Consider the following 19098-nt stretch of genomic DNA (forward strand, 5'->3'; position numbering starts at 1 on the left):
ATTACTTTTGTAACTGTTTTAAAAATTTTTGAACGGTTTTAAAATCATCAAAATCAAAACGCTCTCCGTTAATTTCCTGATAGGTTTCATGCCCCTTACCAGCTATTAAAATGATATCATTAGGTTGCGCTAATTGGCATGCAGTTTTTATGGCTTGCGCCCTATCTGCAATGGTTAATGATTTCTTGAAATTATAAGGCTCTACACCTTTTTCTATATCTTTTAAAATTTCTTCAGGATCTTCACTTCGTGGATTATCACTAGTAAAAATGACCTTGGTACTTAATTCTGTTGCTATGTGTCCCATTTTAGGGCGCTTTGTTTTATCTCTATCTCCGCCACACCCAACAACGGTTATTAATTCTTCGTTTTTTGTTCTTATACTGTTAATTGTTTCTAATACATTTTTAAGAGCATCTGGTGTATGAGCATAATCAACAACAGCTGTTATTTTTTCATCTGAAATTAAATATTGAAATCGGCCACTAACGCTTTCCAAATCAGAAATCAATCTTAAAATTTCAAACTTTTCAAGCCCTAACAATTCTGCTGTAGCATAAATAGCCAACACATTATAAGCATTAAAACTCCCTATGAGTCTAGTCCAAACTTCATTATCATCAACCTTTAAAAGCAGCCCACCCAATTGATTTTCTAAAATTTGCGCCTTGTAATCTGCATAACTCTTTAAAGCATAAGTAAACTTTTTAGCTCTGGTGTTTTGTAGCATCACAGAACCGTTTTTATCATCGGTATTTACTAAAGCAAAGGCACTACTTGGAAGCTTATCAAAAAATGCTTTTTTAACATCTCTATATTCTGCAAAAGTGTTATGATAATCTAAGTGATCATGTGATAAATTTGTAAAAATACCACCTTCAAAATGCAAGCCTTCTGTTCTGCTTTGATGGATTCCATGAGAGCTTACTTCCATAAAACAAAACTCTACACCTTCTGCATTCATCTCTTTTAAATACTTATTAATAGTGAGTGAATCTGGTGTTGTATGAGTTGCTTTATATTCCTTATTATCAACTAAAATTTTTACAGTTGACAATAACCCTACTTTATAACCTGCTTTTTTGAATAATTGATACAACAAACTAGCAACAGTAGTTTTTCCGTTGGTTCCAGTAACCCCCACCAGTTTTAAATTTTCTGAAGGCGACTCATAATAATTAGAAGCTAAAACTGCTAAGGCTTTATTAGAATTATCAACCTCAACATAAGTTACTCCATCAATTAAAACCTGTGGTAATTTTTCACATACTATAGCAATTGCTTTTTGGGCAATTGCTTTTTCTATATAGTCATGCCCATCAACTAAACTTCCTTTAATTGCAACAAAGACATCGCCTTGACTAACTTTTCTAGAATCAAAATGAATGTTGCGCACAGAGACACCTGTATCACCTACAACCGCATTGATAGAAACCCTATATAATATGTCTCTTAAAATTTTCATGAAGCGCTTAAAACAACAGTTTGATTATCTTTTAATTTCACACTTTTATTTACAGATTGCTCTTTAACCACACCACTTCCTTTCAACTTTACTTTTAGTTTTACATCCATATTTTCTAAAAGCGAAAGTGCGTCCATAGCAGGTAAGCCTACTACATTAGGCATGATGGTTTTATATTTTTGAGCTAAATTGTAATAACCTTCATACTCTTTTTCTACCGATGGTTGCTTAACTTCTAAAGTTTCAACTTCATCAACCAATGGTGTATCTGTATAAATTTTTTGAGCAATTCTTTTAAATACAGGCCCCGAAACATCTGCACCATAATACCCTACACTTTTATCTGGTTCATGTATTACCACAATACAAGAGTATTTAGGATTTTCAGCAGGGAAATACCCTGCAAATGATGAGATATAATTTAGTTTTTCTTTATTGCTATAATCTTTTTGACAAGTACCTGTTTTACCTGCCATAGAGAAATTTTTAGAATACAATCTATGTCCTGTACCATGTTCTTTCTCCACCACATTTTTCAAAAGCTGTTGAACCTTTTTTACAGTTTCTTTAGAACAAATTTGCTCATTAATAACCTCTTTTTTAAAAGGTTCTATAACCTTATCAAACTCTCTAACTTCCTTTAAAAATCTAGGTTTCACCATTTCACCTCCATTAGCAATAGCATTATAAAATGTTAAGGTTTGCAACGGTGTAAAAGACACCCCGTAACCATAAGCCATCCATTGCAGCGCAATACCACTCCAACGTCCGTTTTTAATTCTTGGGTCTGGAATAACAGGTTTCCCCTCACCAATTATTGGAATTTGAAGCGTATCATTTAAATTCATAGCATACAACCTATCTACAAACTTTTCAGGGTTTTTAGCATAGGCTTTATGTATTACTTTTACAATTCCTGTATTAGAAGAGACCTCAAAAGCTTTAGAAACCGATATTTTTCCGTAACCACCATATTTTGAATCCCGCACCTTTTTTCCGTAGTATGTTAAAACACCTTTTCCTGTATCTACTACATCACTAGTATCAATTACTTTATCTTCAAGAGCAGCTGTAATAGCCATAAGTTTAAAGGTTGAACCTGGTTCATGAGATTCCCAAACTGCATAATTTCTTTTTTCATAATAATACCCCTTGCTACTTCTTCCTAAATTAGAAATAGCTTTTACCTCGCCGGTTTTGGTTTCCATTACAACAACACATCCATGATCTGCCTTGTACTTTTCTAATTGCTCTAAAAGCGCATGGTGCGCTATATCTTGAATATTTACATCTATTGTTGTATAAACATCATACCCATCTTTAGGTTCAATTTCATTAGCATCACTTAAAGGTTTCCACTGCCCTTTACCTATGCGTTGCTTTTTTCTTTTACCATCAACCCCACGCAAATATTTAATTCCAAAAGCACCATCAATTCCAGGTCTTGTAACATTACCTTGTTCATCAATACGTTCATAACCAATAGTTCTTTGAGCAATACCTCCCATAGGATGTTCTCGTTTTGTTTTTTGCTCAACAATTAAACCTCCTTTAAAAGCCCCAAGATTTAATAATGGGAAATTTCGTATCCTTATATAGTCTGAATACCCAATGTTTCTTACCAATAAATAGTACCTATTTTTATTTGCCCTTGCTTTTCTTAACTCTCTTTGATAATAACTCGATGATTTACCAGTAAACTTTGCTAAAGAATCTGCTAAGGGTTTTAAATATTTTTTAAAATCTTTAGAAGATGACGTAACAGCATCAATTCTAATATCATATTTTGGAATAGAAGTAGCTAATAAATTTCCGTTAGCCGAATACACATTACCTCTATTAGCAGGAATAACAACATCTTTCACAACACGTTTTTCTGCTAAAGCTTTGTATTTATCTCCTTCTATAAACTGAATACTAAGCAGCTTGAACACCACAGCAAGTCCAAAGACAAACATACACCCAGATACAAAGTAGAGTCTATTTAATATGTTTTTTTCGTTAACTGCCAATGCCTTCTAATTATTTTGAGATTTTACTTTTATTTTTTTTGGAGGAATTACTGATGGCGCAATTCCTTTATCTTTCATTATCTTAATAACATTAGATTCCATTTTAAGGCGCATTAATTTGGTGCGCCCTTCTAAAAACGTTGATCTAATTTCTTTCACTTCATTTTTTAATCTTGCAATCTCATAAACCTTTTTATCGGCACTGTGAGAACTTGCAATCATTATTATTGATAAGAACGAAATGAACAGAATAAACTTCCAATTCTTAAAAGAATCATCACTTACTAAAAATGTTCCCTTTAATATGTTATAAATGCTCTTTTTCATTTATATTTTTTCTGCTATTCTCAGTTTTGCACTTCTAGCTCTATTATTCATTTTAATCTCTTCTTGCGAAGGAACAATTAGCTTCCCAACTTTTTTAAGTGGCACTTCAAAATTCCCAAAAACATCACGCTCTGGTTCTCCTTCAAACAAACCATTTCTTATAAAACGCTTTACCAACCTATCTTCTAGAGAGTGATATGAAATAAAGCTTAATCGCCCTCCCTTCACTAAAATTTCTGGTGTTTGCAACAAAAACTCTTTTAAAACTTCTATTTCTTGATTCACCTCTATTCTTATAGCTTGATATATTTGAGCCAACACTTTGTTTTCATGACGCGGTGGCAAAAATTTTCTTAATACCATTTTTAATTGCTCACTTGTTACAATAGGCTCTTTTTTTCGGTGCTCAACAATTAATCTTGCCATAGCTGGTGCTGGCCTTAATTCTCCATATTGCGAAAACACTTGCCTTAATTGCTCCTCTTCATACTCATTAACTACATGAAATGCAGATAATTTATTTTGCTGATTCATGCGCATATCTAAATTTGCTTCAAAACGAGTTGAAAAACCACGTTCTGGAACATCAAACTGATGCGATGAAACTCCAAAATCTGCCAAAACCCCATTAACCTGTCTTACACCATGTAGCCTTAAAAAGCGCTTTACATATCTAAAATTTTCATTTATCAATGTAAATCTAGGATCATCAATAGCATTTTCAAGAGCGTCTTTATCTTGATCGAAAGCAAACAACCTTCCGTTTTCATCAAGCCTTTTTAAAATTTCTTTACTATGACCGCCACCACCAAAGGTTACATCTACATAAACACCATTTGGCACAACTTCTAAACCATCAACGGTTTCCTTTAGCAAAACTGGATTATGATATTCCATCTTCATCATCTTGTCCCATTACCTCTTCAGCTAAATCTGCAAAATCTAATGCTGCATCATCAATAGCTTGTTCATATAAATCTTTATCCCAAATTTCAATAATGTTGATAGCCGAAGCCACAACTATATTTTTTGAAATATTAGCAAACACCGTTAAATCTTTAGGTATTAACAAACGCCCATTTGCATCAACCTCAACCATTTTTACACCTGCTGTAAACCTTCTGATAAAATCGTTATTCTTTTTTTTAAACCTATTAAGCTTATTCATTTTTTGCATAAGTGTTTGCCACTCTGCCATTGGGTATAACTCTAAACATTTTTGAAACACAGAACGACGCAACACAAAACCATCTGCTAATACAGCAGCCATTTGCTTTTTTAAGGGTGCCGGCATCATTAGCCTACCCTTAGCATCTACTTTGCACTCATATGTTCCTGTTAAAAAGCTCAAACGCGGTTTATTAGTTACACCATTCCAAATTCAAATATATTGAAAAATTTACCACTTTTTACCACAATTTACCACATTGTTAATAAATTTTAGAGTAAACACACCCAAAAAGGCATTTAGTAACGATAAAAAAACACCCAATACTGACTATCAAAGGATTAAAAGTTTTAGACATCATCCCAAAATATTATTAACAGCTACTTTTTATTGATTTGTATTTTATGATTGAATGAAATATGAATGAAATAACTATATTTGTTTTTAACGAAATGATTAACTGATTAATGACGCACAGTTTAAAAACAGAAGGTAATTACAAGTATATAGAAGCAGGTGAAGGAACCCCCATTATTGTTTTGCACGGACTTATGGGAGGCTTAAGTAACTTTAGCTCTGTTATAAATTTTTTTAGCAAAAAAGGGTATCAAGTTATTATACCTGAGCTCCCTATTTACAGCATGTCTCTGCTAAAAACCAACGTAAAAAGTTTTGCAAAATACCTTTACGATTTTATTGAATTTAAAGGTTTTGACCAAGTAATTTTATTAGGAAACTCCCTTGGCGGGCATATTGGTTTATACCATACCAAACTTTATGCTGAAAAAGTAAAAGCATTAATAATTACCGGTAGCTCTGGGCTTTATGAAAGCGCTATGGGAGGCGGCTACACGAAGCGAAGTGATTACGAAGTAATAAAGAAAAAAGCACAAGAAGTTTTTTACAACCCTGAAATTGCTACTAAAGAAATTGTTGATGATGTTTATGCCACAGTAAACGACAGAAATAAACTTATTAAAACTTTAGCCATTGCAAAAAGTGCTATTAGGCATAATATGGCAAAAGATTTGCCTAAAATGCACACTCCAACTTGTATTATATGGGGTAAAAATGACAATGTTACACCGCCCGAAGTAGCTGAAGAATTCCACTCACTTTTACCCGATTCTGACTTGTTTTGGATTGATAAGTGTGGGCATGCTGCTATGATGGAGCATCCTGATGAGTTTAATGCCATTATGGAGAAATGGTTAAATGAGCGATCGTTCTAAATAAAACCCCAATTTTAAGAGAATATTAATACAATGGTAATAAAATCTGCCGAATTTGTAATGAGCAATTCTGATGTTGCTAAATGCCCCAAGAGCATGCTACCTGAATATGCCTTTATTGGCAGAAGTAATGTTGGAAAGTCTTCTCTTATAAACATGCTTACTGGCAGAAAAAGTTTAGCAAAAACATCTGGAAAACCAGGAAAAACGCAACTTATTAATCATTTTTTAATTAATAAAAACTGGCATTTAGTAGATTTACCTGGTTATGGATATGCTCGTGTTTCAAAATCTTCAAAAAAAGTATTCCAGAAGTTTATTACTCAATATTTTGGTTTACGGGAACAATTAGTTTCTGGGTTTGTTTTAGTTGATATTAGACATAAACCACAACCTATAGACTTAGAATTTATGCAATGGTTGGGAGAAAATGGCATTCCGTTTTCTATTATTTTTACAAAAGCAGATAAACTGAAACCTAAAGCTATTGAAAATCATATAGAGGACTACAAATCTATTCTCTTAGAAACTTGGGAAGAAATGCCAAATTACTTTGTTACTTCTTCTTCAAAAGGCATTGGTAAAGATGCTGTTTTAGAGTACATTGATACTTTAAATAACTCTATGAGTAACTAAAAACCACTAACTCTTTACATCTAAAGCATCTCTCAAAGCATTACCAATTAGCATAAAAGCCATTACCAAACTCATAATGCAAAGCCCTGGAATAATAGCTAAATAGGGTTTTCCAAGAATTATGTAATTGTAATGATCTTTTATCATAGCACCCCAACTAGCCATAGGTGGTTGTGCTCCTATACCTAAAAAACTCAATCCGCTTTCTATTAAAATAGCTGCTGCAAAATTAGCAGCAGATATCACTATTACTGGAGCCATAATATTTGGTAAAATGTGTTTAATAATAATTCTTAAATCACTAAAACCAAGTGCTCTTGCAGCCGTTACATATTGCATTTCTTTTGCGCTTATTATTTGCCCACGTACTACCCGTGCTACTTCAACCCACATAGTGAGCCCTACTGCAATAAAAACTTGCCAAAAACCTTTCCCTAAAGCTAGTGTAATAGCTATTACTAACAGTAAAGTTGGAATAGACCAAGTAACATTAATAAGCCACATAATAACAGCATCTACTTTACCGCCAAAATAGCCTGCTAAACTCCCCATTAAAAGTCCAATTAACAGAGAAATAAAAACAGCTACAAACCCAATAAAAAATGAAATTCTAGCCCCAACTAGCACTCTACTTAATAAATCTCTTCCGTATTTATCTGTTCCAAAAAGAAACGTTTTTTCATTTATAAACTTATTTACATCTTTATTTGGAAATGATTTTAAAGGAATTGATTTCTCTACACCTTCAACACCATCAGATGCATATTCTTTATAGTTTAAAACCTCATTGTTAATAGTATAATATGAAATAGGAACTTCTGTGTTTGTATTCTTCTTTCCAAAAAATATTTTACTCAAAACACTTTGTTGCGTTTCAAATTGAGAAGGTATTGTAAGTATGGTTACTTTAAATCCTGGTTTTTTAGAATGGATAGATAAATGCATTTGGTTTGCATGCTGCGAATTATCTGGTGCTATTACATATGCAAACACCGATATACACCCCACAAACACTAAAAAATAGAAACTAAAAACGCCCCAAAAGTTCTTTTTAAACTTTTGGAGCGCTAATTGTTTTAATGAGTTTGACTTATGACTCATAAACTCATTTCTAATGTTTTACAGTTGCTGCTGCTTTAGTTTTTGCTGCAGCTACTTTTTTTAATGGATATGATGTTTTTAAATCTTCTAATACATTTAACGCCTCTTCTATATAAACATCTTTAGCTAAACTTTCGTGCCAACGCTCTCGTTTTTCTTTCAAGTCTGTTGTGTCTTGAGTGAAAAGCGCTTTTTCATAAGCATGAGATCTAAATGTTAAATTGGTTTTATAATTAGACATAGCATCAAACTTTTTAGCCTCTTGATTATTTTTCTCATAGTCTTTTTTATAAACTTCATAGTTTAATGACACCACTGTTTCATCTATTTTACTTTTAACCCATTTTGCATTTTCTTCAATAAGCTTTAACTGCTCATTGTTTTTCATACGCTCTTTACTTTTTTGTATTGTAGCATCGTAATCAAAGTAATATTCCCATGGTGTATAATCTGCAGCAGTAATTTCATCATAAGGCAAAGGGTTGTCTTTTTCTTTTTCACCTACTTCAATAAAACTAAAACGTCCTGGTACAGTTACATCACTATGCACACCTTCTAGCTGTACAGAACCACCGTTAATTCTATAATATTTTTGTGTTGTAAATGCTAAAGCTCCTAAATCGGTACTAGTACTACTTCTAACAAAATCATTTAAATTTTGCACATTTTGAACAGTACCTTTACCGTAAGTTTGCTTACTACCAATAATGATTGCTCTTTTATAATCTTGCATTGCAGCAGCCATAATTTCTGATGCTGACGCTGATAATTCATTTACTAAAATTACCAAAGGACCATCCCATGTTATGGATCTATCTCTATCTTTAAGCACTTCCTTATGAGACCCTGTTGTGCGAACCTGAACAATAGGCCCTTCTTCAATAAACAAGCCTGCCATATCTACAACTGTTGGTAAAGAACCTCCGCCATTGTTTCTTAAATCTAGCACTAAACCTTCCATTCCTTCGGCTTTTAAGCGTTCTATTTCTTTTTTAACGTCTTGTGCCGCATTAACGTTTTTGTAATCGTTAAAATCAACGTAAAATTTTGGCAGATTAATAACCCCAAATATTCTTCCGTCTTTCTCAACCACTGATGATTTTGCATAGGTTTCACCTAACTCTACAACATCTCTAACAATTTCTACATCTTTAATTGTACCATCAACCTTTTTTATGGTTAATGTTACTTTGGTTCCTTTTGGTCCTTTAATGTATTTAATGGCATCATTTATACGCATGCCTACAATGTCTATAGGATATTCTTCGTCTTCTTGTTTTACTTTTAGTATAATATCTTCAGCATCAAGCTCTCCACTTCTCCATGCAGGACCACCAGAAATAAGCTCTACAATTTTAATGTAATCCATTCTTTTTTGAAGTCTTGCGCCTATACCTTCTAATTTACCAGACATATCCATATCAAAAGCTTCTTTGCTTCTAGGTGGTAAATAATAAGTGTGCGGATCAAATTCTTCTACTATAGTATTTATGTAAATACCAAACCAATCTTCTCGCTCTAAATCATCAATGTTATCATTAAAGTAAATATCTATAGATTTTAATGTAGCTTCACGTGCTTCTTTTTCTATTTCCTCTTCTGTTTTCATTACATAAGAAGGGTCATTTTCTTTTGACTGTTTTTCCTGAATATGAATATCATCATAGTTAGAAAGTGTAGAAAATTTTAGTTGCTTTCTCCAACGTTCCTTTAATTCTTTTTTATTTTTAACAAACTTATCTTTATCATAGTCTGTATTAAAAGTTTCGTCAATAGTATAATCAAATGGCTTCGATAACACTTCTTTATAAATTTCTCTAGCTTCGGCAATTCGCTTTAATAAACGTTCATGCGTAACATTGAAAAATGTAACATTGGTAGCTTTAAGTTGATCATCTAACTCTAGCTTATATTTTTCAAAATCTTTAATATCAGATTCATAAAAATATCTTTTGAAAGGATCTAGAGTTTCTATATAATCATTAAATAATTCTTCTGAAAAACTGTCATCTAATTCAATTGGATCAAAATGACCACGCTCTAAAACAAAAGTTATAATTTGAATTAACAGCTTATCCTTATCAGGATTATCAAATGATTTTGTTGTAAAACTGCAAGATGCAAACGCTAACAACAGTAGTAATGATAGAACTTTATAATTCCTTTTCATAATTTTTCTCATCGGTTAATGTTTAATAGTTCTATTAAAGTAATAGTAATTTTTCACTAAAATAAAGAAAAAACTATGCCAACTATGGTAAATAGCCCTAATTTTTTGTTAAACCAAAGAAATTGAGTGTTTACAAATGAAATTATGTATTTTAGCGATGATTATACTACAAAACGAATGACAAAAAAACCGCTTATTCTAGTTACCAATGATGACGGTATAAATGCCCCAGGAATTAGAACCTTAATTAGCATTATGAACACCATTGGAGAGGTTGTGGTAGTAGCCCCAGATAGCCCGCAAAGTGGTATGGGACATGCTATTACGGTAGACACTACACTTTTTGTAGATAAAGTACAAATTGATGATGGGCCACAAACAGAATACCGCTGTTCTGGCACACCTGCAGACTGTGTTAAACTAGCCATAAGAGAATTATTAGACAGAACGCCCGATATTTGTGTTTCTGGTATTAATCATGGCTCAAATTCTTCAATAAGTGTTATTTATTCTGGCACTATGAGTGCTGCCGTAGAAGCTGGTATTGAAGGGATTCCTGCTATTGGTTTTTCTTTATTAGATTACTCATGGAATGCTAATTTTGAAGCCTCTAAAACCTTTGTTAAAAATATAACAGAACAAGTTTTAGAAAATAAATTACCCAATGGTATTGTTTTAAATGTAAACATTCCAAACCTACCAAAAAACAATATAAAAGGGGTTAAAGTTTGTAGGCAAGCTAAAGGTAATTGGGTTGAAGAATTTGATAAACGCCAAAACCCCTCTGGTAAAAATTATTATTGGCTTTCTGGTAAATTTGTAAATTTAGATGGTGGTGAAGATACCGATGAGCATGCGCTTGAGAATGGTTACATATCGGTAGTTCCTGTTCAATTTGATTTAACAGCACACCCATTTATTAAAGAATTAAATACTTGGAATTTAAACAACTCTGAATGAAAAAAGAAATAATAATAGGCATGTTTGTTGGTTTAATTGCCAATAGTATTGGACTAATAATTGCTGCAACACTATTGGGAAAAGGAGATGATTTTACTACTGTTATAAAAGCAGCAGCTCAAGAAGGTTTTTTAGGAAAACTTATTAGTTTAGGAGCCATTTTAAACCTAATTGCTTTCTTTATTTTTATAAAGAAAAGACAAGATTATAGAGCAAGAGGCGTACTATTAATTACCGTTTTTATTGCTGTTTTTACGTTTGTTTTTAAACTCTTCTAAATGAAGTACTATATACTTGCAGGAGAAGCATCGGGAGATTTACACGGTTCTAACCTAATGAAGGCGTTACTGAATGAAGATGCCCATGCCAATATTAGGTTTTGGGGTGGCGATCTTATGCAAGCTACCGGCGGCACTTTAGTGAAGCACTATAAAGAACGTGCTTTTATGGGATTTATTGAAGTTATTATGAATCTTTCAAAAATCTTCAAACTCATTTCATTTTGTAAAGAAGACATAAAAAATTTCAATCCCGATGTTGTTATTTTTATTGATAATTCTGGCTTTAATTTACGCATAGCAAAATGGGCTAAAGCCGAAGGATTTAGAACTAATTATTACATTTCACCACAAGTTTGGGCATCTAGAGCCAGTAGGGTAAAAAAAATTAAACGTGATATTGATAACATGTTTGTTATTCTGCCTTTTGTAAAACCTTTTTACGAAAAGTATAATTACAAAGTCCATTTTGTTGGACACCCATTAATTGACGCTATTGCAGACAGAAAACCCATTAGTGAATCTGATTTTAGAAAAACTTATAACCTGAGTGAAAAACCAATAATCGCCTTATTACCCGGAAGCAGAAAACAAGAAATAACAAAAATGCTATCGGTAATGTTGAGTTTGGTTGATGATTTTAAAGATTATCAATTTGTTATTGCAGGAGCACCAAGTCAGGAACTAAGCTTTTATCAGCAATTTATAAAAACCGATAACGTTAAATTTATCTCTAACAAAACTTATGACTTGTTAAGTGTTTCTTATGCAGCTTTGGTTACATCGGGTACCGCCACTTTAGAAACCGCTTTATTTAAAGTACCACAAGTAGTTTGCTATAAAGGCAGTGCTATTTCATATCACATTGCTAAAAGAATTATTACTTTAAAATTTATTTCTTTAGTTAATTTAGTAATGGATAAAGAGGTAGTAACAGAACTTATTCAGCACGATTTTAACAAAAGAAAACTAAAAGAAGAGCTTGAAAAGATTTTAGAAGGTGAGAAACGAAAAAAAATGTTTGAGGATTATTATGAGTTAGAAAAGGCTTTAGGAGGTAAGGGGGCTAGTAAAAAAACTGCTAAATTGATTTATGAATCTATTAAACAGTAGAACTTAACCTATGAAAAAATTCCTTTTAATTATTTTAGTTCTTTTTAGTTTTGGCAGCTGCAAATCTTCAAAAAAGGCTAAAAACAATAAGGTTTCAACTTCAAAAATCATTACTAAAACAACCAAAACGAACAATAGTACCAAGCACAAAAACTCTAATAACAAAGTTGCAGTTTCAAAAGCTGATGGTATTGTAAAGTTTGCAAAACAATTTAAAGGTGTTAGGTATAAATGGGGTGGCACCACAAAAGCAGGAATGGATTGCTCTGGTTTAGTTTTTGAGTCGTTTAGATCACATGATATTTACTTACCTAGAATATCTAGAGATATGGCTAAAAAAGGCATAAAACTAAAACTTAAAGATGTGAAAAAAGGCGATTTACTCTTTTTTAAAACCAAAAACAGAAGAAACGCCATTAATCACGTTGGATTAATTGTTGAAATAAAAAACAACGATATTAAATTTATTCACGCCACTACAAGCAAAGGCGTTATTATTTCTGGACTTAATGAAAGCTATTGGCTCAAAGCCTTTGTTGAAGCGCGCCGTATTTTATAAGATATTTTTTATCTTACAACGGTATGCAGCTACTAAATTTCACAATTATTAAGTTAACTGTTTGCCTAATTACAGGTATTATTATTGGGTATTTTATAGACATCCCATTACAAACATCTTTATTCTTAACCTTATCACTTTTTTTAATTTTAGCAGTTTCTTTTTTTATTGCTAAAAACCAATTTACTAAAACTATTTGGTTTGGTATTATTAGTTTTTTATCAATGATTTCTGTTGGTGTTTTAACTACTAATTTCCATAATGAAATTAATTTTTCTAGTCATTATTCTCATTATATTTCAGAAGATAAAGACTCCTCTCAAACTATTTCTTTTAGAATAAGAGAAGTTTTAAAACCAGGTAATTATTACAATAAATACGTTGTTGATGTTTTAGAAGTTGAGGACACAAAAACAAAGGGTAAAACACTTTTAAATATTGAAAAAGACAGCCTTTTTCCTGAGATAAAAGTTGATGATATATATATTACAAAAACCAACTTTAAAAACTTAATTCACCCGTTAAACCCCAACCAATTTGATTATAAAAATTATTTAGAAAAGAAATATATCTACCACCAATTATTTATTAAAAATCAATCGTTATTAAAAGTTAGTTCTAAAACGCATACCATATTTGGGATAGCCAATAATTTAAGAGAATTTATTAATACTAAGTTAAAACCCTACAATTTTAAACCCAATGAATTAGCCATTATTAACGCGTTATTTTTAGGTCAAAGACAAGATATTAGCAAAGCAGTTTATTCTAGCTATACCAATGCTGGTGCTATTCACATACTAGCGGTTTCTGGTTTACATGTGGGTATTATTTTATTAATACTAAATTTTGTATTTAAACCTATTGAACGAATTAAAAACGGTTATTTCATTAAAACCGTAATTATTGTTTCTATACTGTGGAGTTTTGCTGTTATTGCAGGTTTATCAGCATCGGTAACCAGAGCTGTTACCATGTTTAGCATTGTAGCCATTGCTATGAATTTAAAACGACCAACTAATGTTTATAATACACTAGCAATTTCAATGCTTATTATTTTACTGTTTAAACCTTTATTTATTTTTGATGTTGGTTTTCAATTAAGCTATTTAGCTGTTTTTGCTATTGTTTCTATAGACCCACTTTTATATAACCTGTGGAAACCTAAATATAAAATAGTAGATATTTACTGGCATACACTTACCATAACTATTGCTGCTCAATTTGGAATTATTCCTGTGAGTCTTTATTATTTTCATCAGTTCCCGGGGTTGTTTTTTATTTCTAACCTTGCCATCATTCCGCTTTTAGGAATTATTTTAGGCTTTGGAATACTTGTAATTATTTTAGCAACCGCTAATATATTGCCTCAATTTTTAGCGAGTATTTTTGGGTGTGTTATTAGTGCTATGAATAGTGTTGTTAGTTGGATTTCTAATCAAGAAGCCTTTCTTTTTAAAGATATTCCTTTTAGTATTTTATATGTTATTACTTCTTATCTAATTATTATTGCCTTAATTCAATTATTTATTAAAAGGAATTATAGAAGCCTTAGATTCTTTTTAATTACTATTTTAATTTTCCAAGCTTCAGTTATATATACTAAATTTCAGTTTCCTGAAAATCAATTTATTATTTTCCACAAAAGCAGATATAGTTTAATAGGAAATGTAACTAAAAACCACATAACTATAGCTCATGATTTTGATAGTATTACACTTTCAAAAAACAAAATTATTAAAGATTATACCGTTGGAAATTATATTAATTCTATTAAAACAGACTCTATCCAACCCATTTATTTACTAAATAAAAAAACAATTTTAGTAGTTGATAGCCTTGGGGTTTACAACGTAAAATCTGTACACCCCAATTATGTTTTGTTAAGACAATCTCCTAAATTAAATTTGAACAGGTTAATAGATTCTATTAAACCAAATTATATTATTGCAGATGGTAGCAACTACAAATCTTATATAGAACACTGGGAAGCTATCTGTAAAAAAAGAAAACTCCCTTTTCACCAAACTAGTAAAAAAGGAGCTTTTATTATTAATTATTAGTTGCTTTTAGCCTTCAAACTCTGGTTTAAAAGCTTTATAGTAAGCATTGAACTTTTCTTGAGTATCCATTTCCTTATGCTTATCATCTTTAAACATTTTCAAATACAATTCTAGCTGTGGAGGTGTTTGATAACCGCGTAATGGAAAAATCAATTTACCTTCTTCATCTAAAAAAACAATAGTTGGGTATGCTTGTATTTGAAAGTATCTAGATAATTCATGAGGAGAATTACGTCTGTTAGCTAATTCTGGATTATAATTAGGGTTTGTAAACGTTTTTCCTTCATAATTTATCTCTTCGTTTCCTTCTGCATTAAACTTTACAGCATAGTAATGTTGATTTACATAATCAACTACATCTTTGTTGTGAAAGGTATTCCTATCCAACATTTTACAAGGTCCACACCAATTGGTGTAAACATCCATCATAATCTTTTTAGGCGTTTTCTTTTGAAGTTCAATAGCCTCTTCTAACGTTACCCAATTAATGGTTTGAGCTATACCACTAACCGAAGTAAGCAATACTAGTAATAATATAAATTGTAGTTTTTTCATAACCAATTTGTTGCAATTATTGAGCCCAACTTACAAAAAATGCTCCTAAAAAGGAGCATTTTGAATATTTTTTAACTTTTTTTTCGATTAACGAACACCGTGCATTAGTTTTTTAATTAACGGATGGAGCGCAAATGAAATCAATCCAAGCACAATAGGAACAATAGTAAATATCAAGAAAAAGTGAGATAAACCACTTTCTTCTGTTATTTTTTCAATATCACCTCCCACATAATGTGCCATTTTGTTTCCTATGGCAATAGCTAAATAATACACTCCAAACATAAACGCTACCATTCTAGCTGGTACAAGTTTACTTAAATATGATAATCCCATAGGAGACAAACATAATTCTCCAAGTGTGTGAAATAAATATGCTAAAACTAACCATATCATACTTAACTTAGCTGTTTCTGCTCCTAAAGGCACATTTCTAGTTGCAAATGCCAATAAACCAAAACCTATAGCCATAATAATTAAACCTAATCCATATTTTACAGCTGCTGGCGGATTATATTTACTATCCCACCATTTTGTAAATAAAGGTGCAAATATGATTATAAACAGTGAGTTTAAAATTGCAAACCAAGTAATTTCAACCTCCTTAGCTTCTACCGTGAAATTTATATATAATTTATAAATAACCAATGCCCATATTATAACAAAACTTATTCCTAATATGATGTTTGACAAACTTATTTTACTGAAAGTTTTTTTAAACAAACTGATAAGAACATAGGTAATAATAGCAATAGGAACAACCGTTACAATTAAATCTATTATTTTAAATATGGAAGCCGCATTTCCAACTAAAACCCTATCTGTAAAGTCTCTAGTATATAATGGTAACGATCCTGCTGCCTGCTCAAAAGCTGCCCAAAAGAAGATAGTGAAAATACAGAAAATAGTAAAAGCTATCATTCTATCTCTTACAATTTTCTCATATCTAGGAATTCTTACTACTAATATTACAATAAAAAGAATAGCTGCTAATAATGCAAAAAACAAAGAATCTGTCATTCCAGCCACAGTAAAATTAAGTACATTAATATTCCCTATTTTACTTAAGGGATCATTAACAATAAAAATTAGGGCTGAAAGGATAAAAATACCTATTAAGGAATAATCTAAAATTGAAAACCTATTTAATTTAACATCTTCTTTTTGAGTCTTTGATGTTGGGTTTTCAACAAGCGTATCTACTAAATCTAGTTCTTCTTTTCTTGGTTTACTACCTATATCTCCAAAAAGTGGTTGAGCAAAATAAAATTGAAGCATTCCTAAAAACATAAAAATTCCTGCAAGACCAAAACCAAAACTCCAGCTTACATTTTCACCTATCCAACCACATAACATAATTCCTAAAAAAGCCCCAGCATTTACACCCATATAAAAAATATTATAGGCTCCATCTTTCTTGTCATTTCTGCCTTCATACATTTTTGAAATTATAGATGTCATGTTAGGTTTAAAAAATCCATTTCCTATTATAAGTAAAGCAATTCCTATATATAAAAAAGTTGGTGTTTCAACCGCCATAGAAGCGTGTCCTAATGTCATTAACAAAGCCCCAATAACAACAGCTACTCTATAACCAATTTTATTATCGGCTAGCCAACCTCCAACTATTGGTGTTAAATAAACAAACATAGCATAGGTTCCTAAAAGAGATAAGGCAGCTGCTTTACCCCATCCCCAACCAGGATTTTCTCCAGTAATAGCTCCTGTTAAAAAAATCACCAAAATGGCTCGCATACCATAGTAAGAGAAACGCTCCCACATTTCGGTAAAAAATAAAACGAATAACCCTGAAGGATGACCTAAAACGGTATTTTTAAAAAAATGATCTGTTGATGTATTTTCCATATAAGTTAGTTTTAATTATCAGCTAGTTCAAAACCTTCTGTTTCATCATAATGCATTATGCGTTCATTATCTTCTGCCCCATGAGTTAATCGTTTTAAGGGTTTTAAAAGTAATATAAACAACATGCCTATTATAATTGTAAAAATGAAGATTCCTAAAAATATTGCGTACTCTCCAAAGTCGCTTGCTGCTTCACCCACAATACCTGCTACTTTGCTTCCTAAGCCTGTAGCTGCAAAATAAACCCCCATCATTAATGATGCGTATTTTACTGGGGTAAGTTTAGTTATAAATGATAGTGCTACTGGCGATAAACATAACTCGCCTATGGTATGAAACAAATATGCTAATACCAACCAAACCATACTAGAAGCTCCAGATTTTTCAAACTCCATAGCTGCAAATACCATAAATATAAAACCGAAGCCCATAATAATAATACCTACTGCCATTTTAAATAATGATGATCCTTCTTTTCCTTTTAGCTTTCTCTTGGCCCAAATAGATGCCACTAATGTTGCTAGCAGTATAATGAATCCTGCATTTAAACTTTGAAACATAACTGTTGGAATTTCCCAACCAAACAATACTCTATCGGTTTTTGTATCGGTGTATAGATTCATTAACCCTCCTGCTTGTTCAAAGGCTCCCCAAAAAACAATTACCATAATAAATGATAATAATAAAACTAGAAACCTGTCTTTAAATATTTGTGTTTCTAGTTCTTTGTAAATCATCATTAAAAGAGCTGCAATAGCTGTTAAAAAAATAAATAGCAAGCCATAACCCCACTCTAAAGTATACCACCCGTAAATAGAAGCTAGTAGTAAAATGCCCGTAAAAATTAATTGCTTTGGTGAAGAAAACAGTTTCCCGTAAAGTTTACCGTATGAAATTTCGTTGGTATCATTTTCTTTAGGCGGATTATAATTTCCTACTTGACTTAAATATTTTTGTCCAGCAATGTAGTTAATCAAACCTAACAACATAACAACTCCGGCAAGACCAAAGCCTGCATGCCAGCCCCATTTTGCTACTACCAACCCTACAATTAGAGTAGCCAATAAAGACCCTAAGTTTATACCTATGTAGAATATACTAAACCCTTTATCTCTTCTTATATCGCCTTCTTTGTATAACCCTCCTACCATGGTAGATATATTAGGTTTAAGTAACCCAACTCCAAGAATAACCAATCCTAAGCCTGTATAAAACGCCCAAATATCTGTAAGCACTAAAACACCATGCCCTAAACATAAAACTATGGCTCCTAACAACACTGCTTTTTTCTGTCCAATTAATTTATCTGCTATCATGCCTCCTGGAATTGACATAACGTAAACTAACATTGTGTACCAGCCATAGAGCGCTAAAGCTTCTTTGTCTGTCCAACCTAAACCAGCTCCTCTAGCATCGTCTCCTAAGGTTGAAGCCGTCATGTAAAGCACTAATAATGCACGCATTCCGTAGTAAGAAAAACGCTCCCACATTTCTGTTAGAAATAAAATATACAAACCAATTGGTTGCCCAAAAAGCTCTTTTTGATGTGGTTTTAAAGAAGTATTACTCATATATTTTTGGTTAGTTAGTTAT

17 protein-coding genes are annotated in these 19098 nt (G+C 31.9%); 7 read left to right on the plus strand and 10 right to left on the minus strand.

Annotated features, from left to right (window positions below; translation table 11 throughout):
* Nucleotide 1: 1 nt before the first annotated feature.
* From BWZ22_RS02665 to mraZ, 5 genes are read right to left on the minus strand one after another with little or no spacing between them, the layout of a single operon-like run.
* A complete protein-coding gene (locus tag BWZ22_RS02665) occupies nt 2-1465 on the minus strand; it encodes a UDP-N-acetylmuramoyl-L-alanyl-D-glutamate--2,6-diaminopimelate ligase (protein ID WP_076697824.1) in 1464 nt (487 codons plus the stop codon).
* A complete protein-coding gene (locus tag BWZ22_RS02670) occupies nt 1462-3423 on the minus strand; it encodes a penicillin-binding protein (RefSeq protein ID WP_076697825.1) in 1962 nt (653 codons plus the stop codon). The genes BWZ22_RS02665 and BWZ22_RS02670 overlap by 4 nt, the downstream gene beginning before the upstream one ends.
* A gap of 60 nt (nt 3424-3483) precedes the next feature.
* Nucleotides 3484-3804, minus strand: coding sequence for an FtsL-like putative cell division protein (locus BWZ22_RS02675; RefSeq protein WP_076697826.1), 321 nt, complete (start codon nt 3802-3804; stop codon nt 3484-3486).
* Nucleotides 3805-4701 carry a 16S rRNA (cytosine(1402)-N(4))-methyltransferase RsmH gene (gene rsmH, locus BWZ22_RS02680; protein ID WP_076697827.1) on the minus strand — a complete coding sequence of 299 codons (897 nt, stop codon included), beginning with the start codon at nt 4699-4701 and terminating at the stop codon, nt 3805-3807.
* Complete coding sequence (gene mraZ / locus BWZ22_RS02685; protein ID WP_076697829.1) at nt 4688-5155, minus strand: division/cell wall cluster transcriptional repressor MraZ; 468 nt, start codon at nt 5153-5155, stop codon at nt 4688-4690. Before mraZ ends, rsmH begins: the two co-directional genes overlap by 14 nt.
* Nucleotides 5156-5439: 284 nt before the next feature.
* Between mraZ and BWZ22_RS02690 the strand changes: the two genes are divergently transcribed.
* On the plus strand, nt 5440-6204 hold the full coding sequence (locus BWZ22_RS02690; protein ID WP_076697830.1) for an alpha/beta fold hydrolase: 765 nt from the start codon (nt 5440-5442) through the stop codon (nt 6202-6204).
* 33 nt (nt 6205-6237) lie between these two features.
* On the plus strand, nt 6238-6840 hold the full coding sequence (yihA, locus tag BWZ22_RS02695; RefSeq protein WP_076697831.1) for a ribosome biogenesis GTP-binding protein YihA/YsxC: 603 nt from the start codon (nt 6238-6240) through the stop codon (nt 6838-6840).
* Nucleotides 6841-6846: 6 nt separating this feature from the next.
* Here yihA and BWZ22_RS02700 read toward each other — a convergent pair whose 3' ends face one another.
* Both BWZ22_RS02700 and BWZ22_RS02705 read right to left on the minus strand, forming a co-directional pair.
* On the minus strand, nt 6847-7941 hold the full coding sequence (locus tag BWZ22_RS02700; protein WP_076697832.1) for an ABC transporter permease: 1095 nt from the start codon (nt 7939-7941) through the stop codon (nt 6847-6849).
* Nucleotides 7942-7951: 10 nt separating this feature from the next.
* Nucleotides 7952-10111, minus strand: a complete 2160-nt coding sequence (locus tag BWZ22_RS02705) for a carboxy terminal-processing peptidase (protein WP_076702240.1) — start codon at nt 10109-10111, stop codon at nt 7952-7954.
* 177 nt (nt 10112-10288) lie between these two features.
* On the opposite strand from BWZ22_RS02705, the gene surE reads away from it, so the two are divergent.
* From surE to BWZ22_RS02730, 5 genes are read left to right on the plus strand one after another with little or no spacing between them, the layout of a single operon-like run.
* Nucleotides 10289-11071: a 5'/3'-nucleotidase SurE gene (surE, locus tag BWZ22_RS02710; protein ID WP_076702242.1), complete on the plus strand. Its 783-nt coding sequence runs from the start codon at nt 10289-10291 to the stop codon at nt 11069-11071.
* Nucleotides 11068-11349, plus strand: a complete 282-nt coding sequence (locus tag BWZ22_RS02715; protein ID WP_076697833.1) for a hypothetical protein — start codon at nt 11068-11070, stop codon at nt 11347-11349. The genes surE and BWZ22_RS02715 overlap by 4 nt, the downstream gene beginning before the upstream one ends.
* Nucleotides 11350-12462 carry a lipid-A-disaccharide synthase gene (lpxB, locus tag BWZ22_RS02720; protein ID WP_076697834.1) on the plus strand — a complete coding sequence of 371 codons (1113 nt, stop codon included), beginning with the start codon at nt 11350-11352 and terminating at the stop codon, nt 12460-12462.
* Between the two features lie 10 nt (nt 12463-12472).
* Nucleotides 12473-13021 carry a C40 family peptidase gene (locus tag BWZ22_RS02725; RefSeq protein WP_076697835.1) on the plus strand — a complete coding sequence of 183 codons (549 nt, stop codon included), beginning with the start codon at nt 12473-12475 and terminating at the stop codon, nt 13019-13021.
* Nucleotides 13022-13044: 23 nt separating this feature from the next.
* Nucleotides 13045-15084, plus strand: a complete 2040-nt coding sequence (locus BWZ22_RS02730; protein WP_076697836.1) for a ComEC/Rec2 family competence protein — start codon at nt 13045-13047, stop codon at nt 15082-15084.
* A 6-nt stretch (nt 15085-15090) separates the two neighbouring features.
* On the opposite strand, the gene BWZ22_RS02735 is transcribed toward BWZ22_RS02730, so the two are convergent.
* From BWZ22_RS02735 to BWZ22_RS02745, 3 genes are all read right to left on the minus strand, one after another.
* On the minus strand, nt 15091-15639 hold the full coding sequence (locus tag BWZ22_RS02735; protein ID WP_076697837.1) for a thioredoxin fold domain-containing protein: 549 nt from the start codon (nt 15637-15639) through the stop codon (nt 15091-15093).
* Between the two features lie 87 nt (nt 15640-15726).
* Nucleotides 15727-17505 carry a peptide MFS transporter gene (locus BWZ22_RS02740; protein WP_076697838.1) on the minus strand — a complete coding sequence of 593 codons (1779 nt, stop codon included), beginning with the start codon at nt 17503-17505 and terminating at the stop codon, nt 15727-15729.
* A gap of 11 nt (nt 17506-17516) precedes the next feature.
* Complete coding sequence (locus BWZ22_RS02745; protein WP_076697840.1) at nt 17517-19076, minus strand: peptide MFS transporter; 1560 nt, start codon at nt 19074-19076, stop codon at nt 17517-17519.
* Nucleotides 19077-19098 lie beyond the last annotated feature (22 nt).

Source organism: Seonamhaeicola sp. S2-3 (genome assembly GCF_001971785.1).
GTDB lineage: Bacteria > Bacteroidota > Bacteroidia > Flavobacteriales > Flavobacteriaceae > Seonamhaeicola.

Coding starts and splice junctions, on each gene's coding strand:
- BWZ22_RS02725 (WP_076697835.1), top strand. CDS start 12,473: ATGAAAAAATTCCTTTTAATTATTTTAGTTCTTTTTAGTTTTGGCAGC.
- BWZ22_RS02745 (WP_076697840.1), bottom strand. CDS start 19,076: ATGAGTAATACTTCTTTAAAACCACATCAAAAAGAGCTTTTTGGGCAA.
- BWZ22_RS02730 (WP_076697836.1), top strand. CDS start 13,045: ATGCAGCTACTAAATTTCACAATTATTAAGTTAACTGTTTGCCTAATT.
- BWZ22_RS02665 (WP_076697824.1), bottom strand. CDS start 1,465: ATGAAAATTTTAAGAGACATATTATATAGGGTTTCTATCAATGCGGTT.
- lpxB (WP_076697834.1), top strand. CDS start 11,350: ATGAAGTACTATATACTTGCAGGAGAAGCATCGGGAGATTTACACGGT.
- BWZ22_RS02715 (WP_076697833.1), top strand. CDS start 11,068: ATGAAAAAAGAAATAATAATAGGCATGTTTGTTGGTTTAATTGCCAAT.
- rsmH (WP_076697827.1), bottom strand. CDS start 4,701: ATGGAATATCATAATCCAGTTTTGCTAAAGGAAACCGTTGATGGTTTA.
- BWZ22_RS02735 (WP_076697837.1), bottom strand. CDS start 15,639: ATGAAAAAACTACAATTTATATTATTACTAGTATTGCTTACTTCGGTT.
- BWZ22_RS02675 (WP_076697826.1), bottom strand. CDS start 3,804: ATGAAAAAGAGCATTTATAACATATTAAAGGGAACATTTTTAGTAAGT.
- surE (WP_076702242.1), top strand. CDS start 10,289: ATGACAAAAAAACCGCTTATTCTAGTTACCAATGATGACGGTATAAAT.
- BWZ22_RS02705 (WP_076702240.1), bottom strand. CDS start 10,111: ATGAAAAGGAATTATAAAGTTCTATCATTACTACTGTTGTTAGCGTTT.
- BWZ22_RS02740 (WP_076697838.1), bottom strand. CDS start 17,505: ATGGAAAATACATCAACAGATCATTTTTTTAAAAATACCGTTTTAGGT.
- BWZ22_RS02690 (WP_076697830.1), top strand. CDS start 5,440: ATGACGCACAGTTTAAAAACAGAAGGTAATTACAAGTATATAGAAGCA.
- yihA (WP_076697831.1), top strand. CDS start 6,238: ATGGTAATAAAATCTGCCGAATTTGTAATGAGCAATTCTGATGTTGCT.
- BWZ22_RS02700 (WP_076697832.1), bottom strand. CDS start 7,941: ATGAGTCATAAGTCAAACTCATTAAAACAATTAGCGCTCCAAAAGTTT.
- BWZ22_RS02670 (WP_076697825.1), bottom strand. CDS start 3,423: ATGTTTGTCTTTGGACTTGCTGTGGTGTTCAAGCTGCTTAGTATTCAG.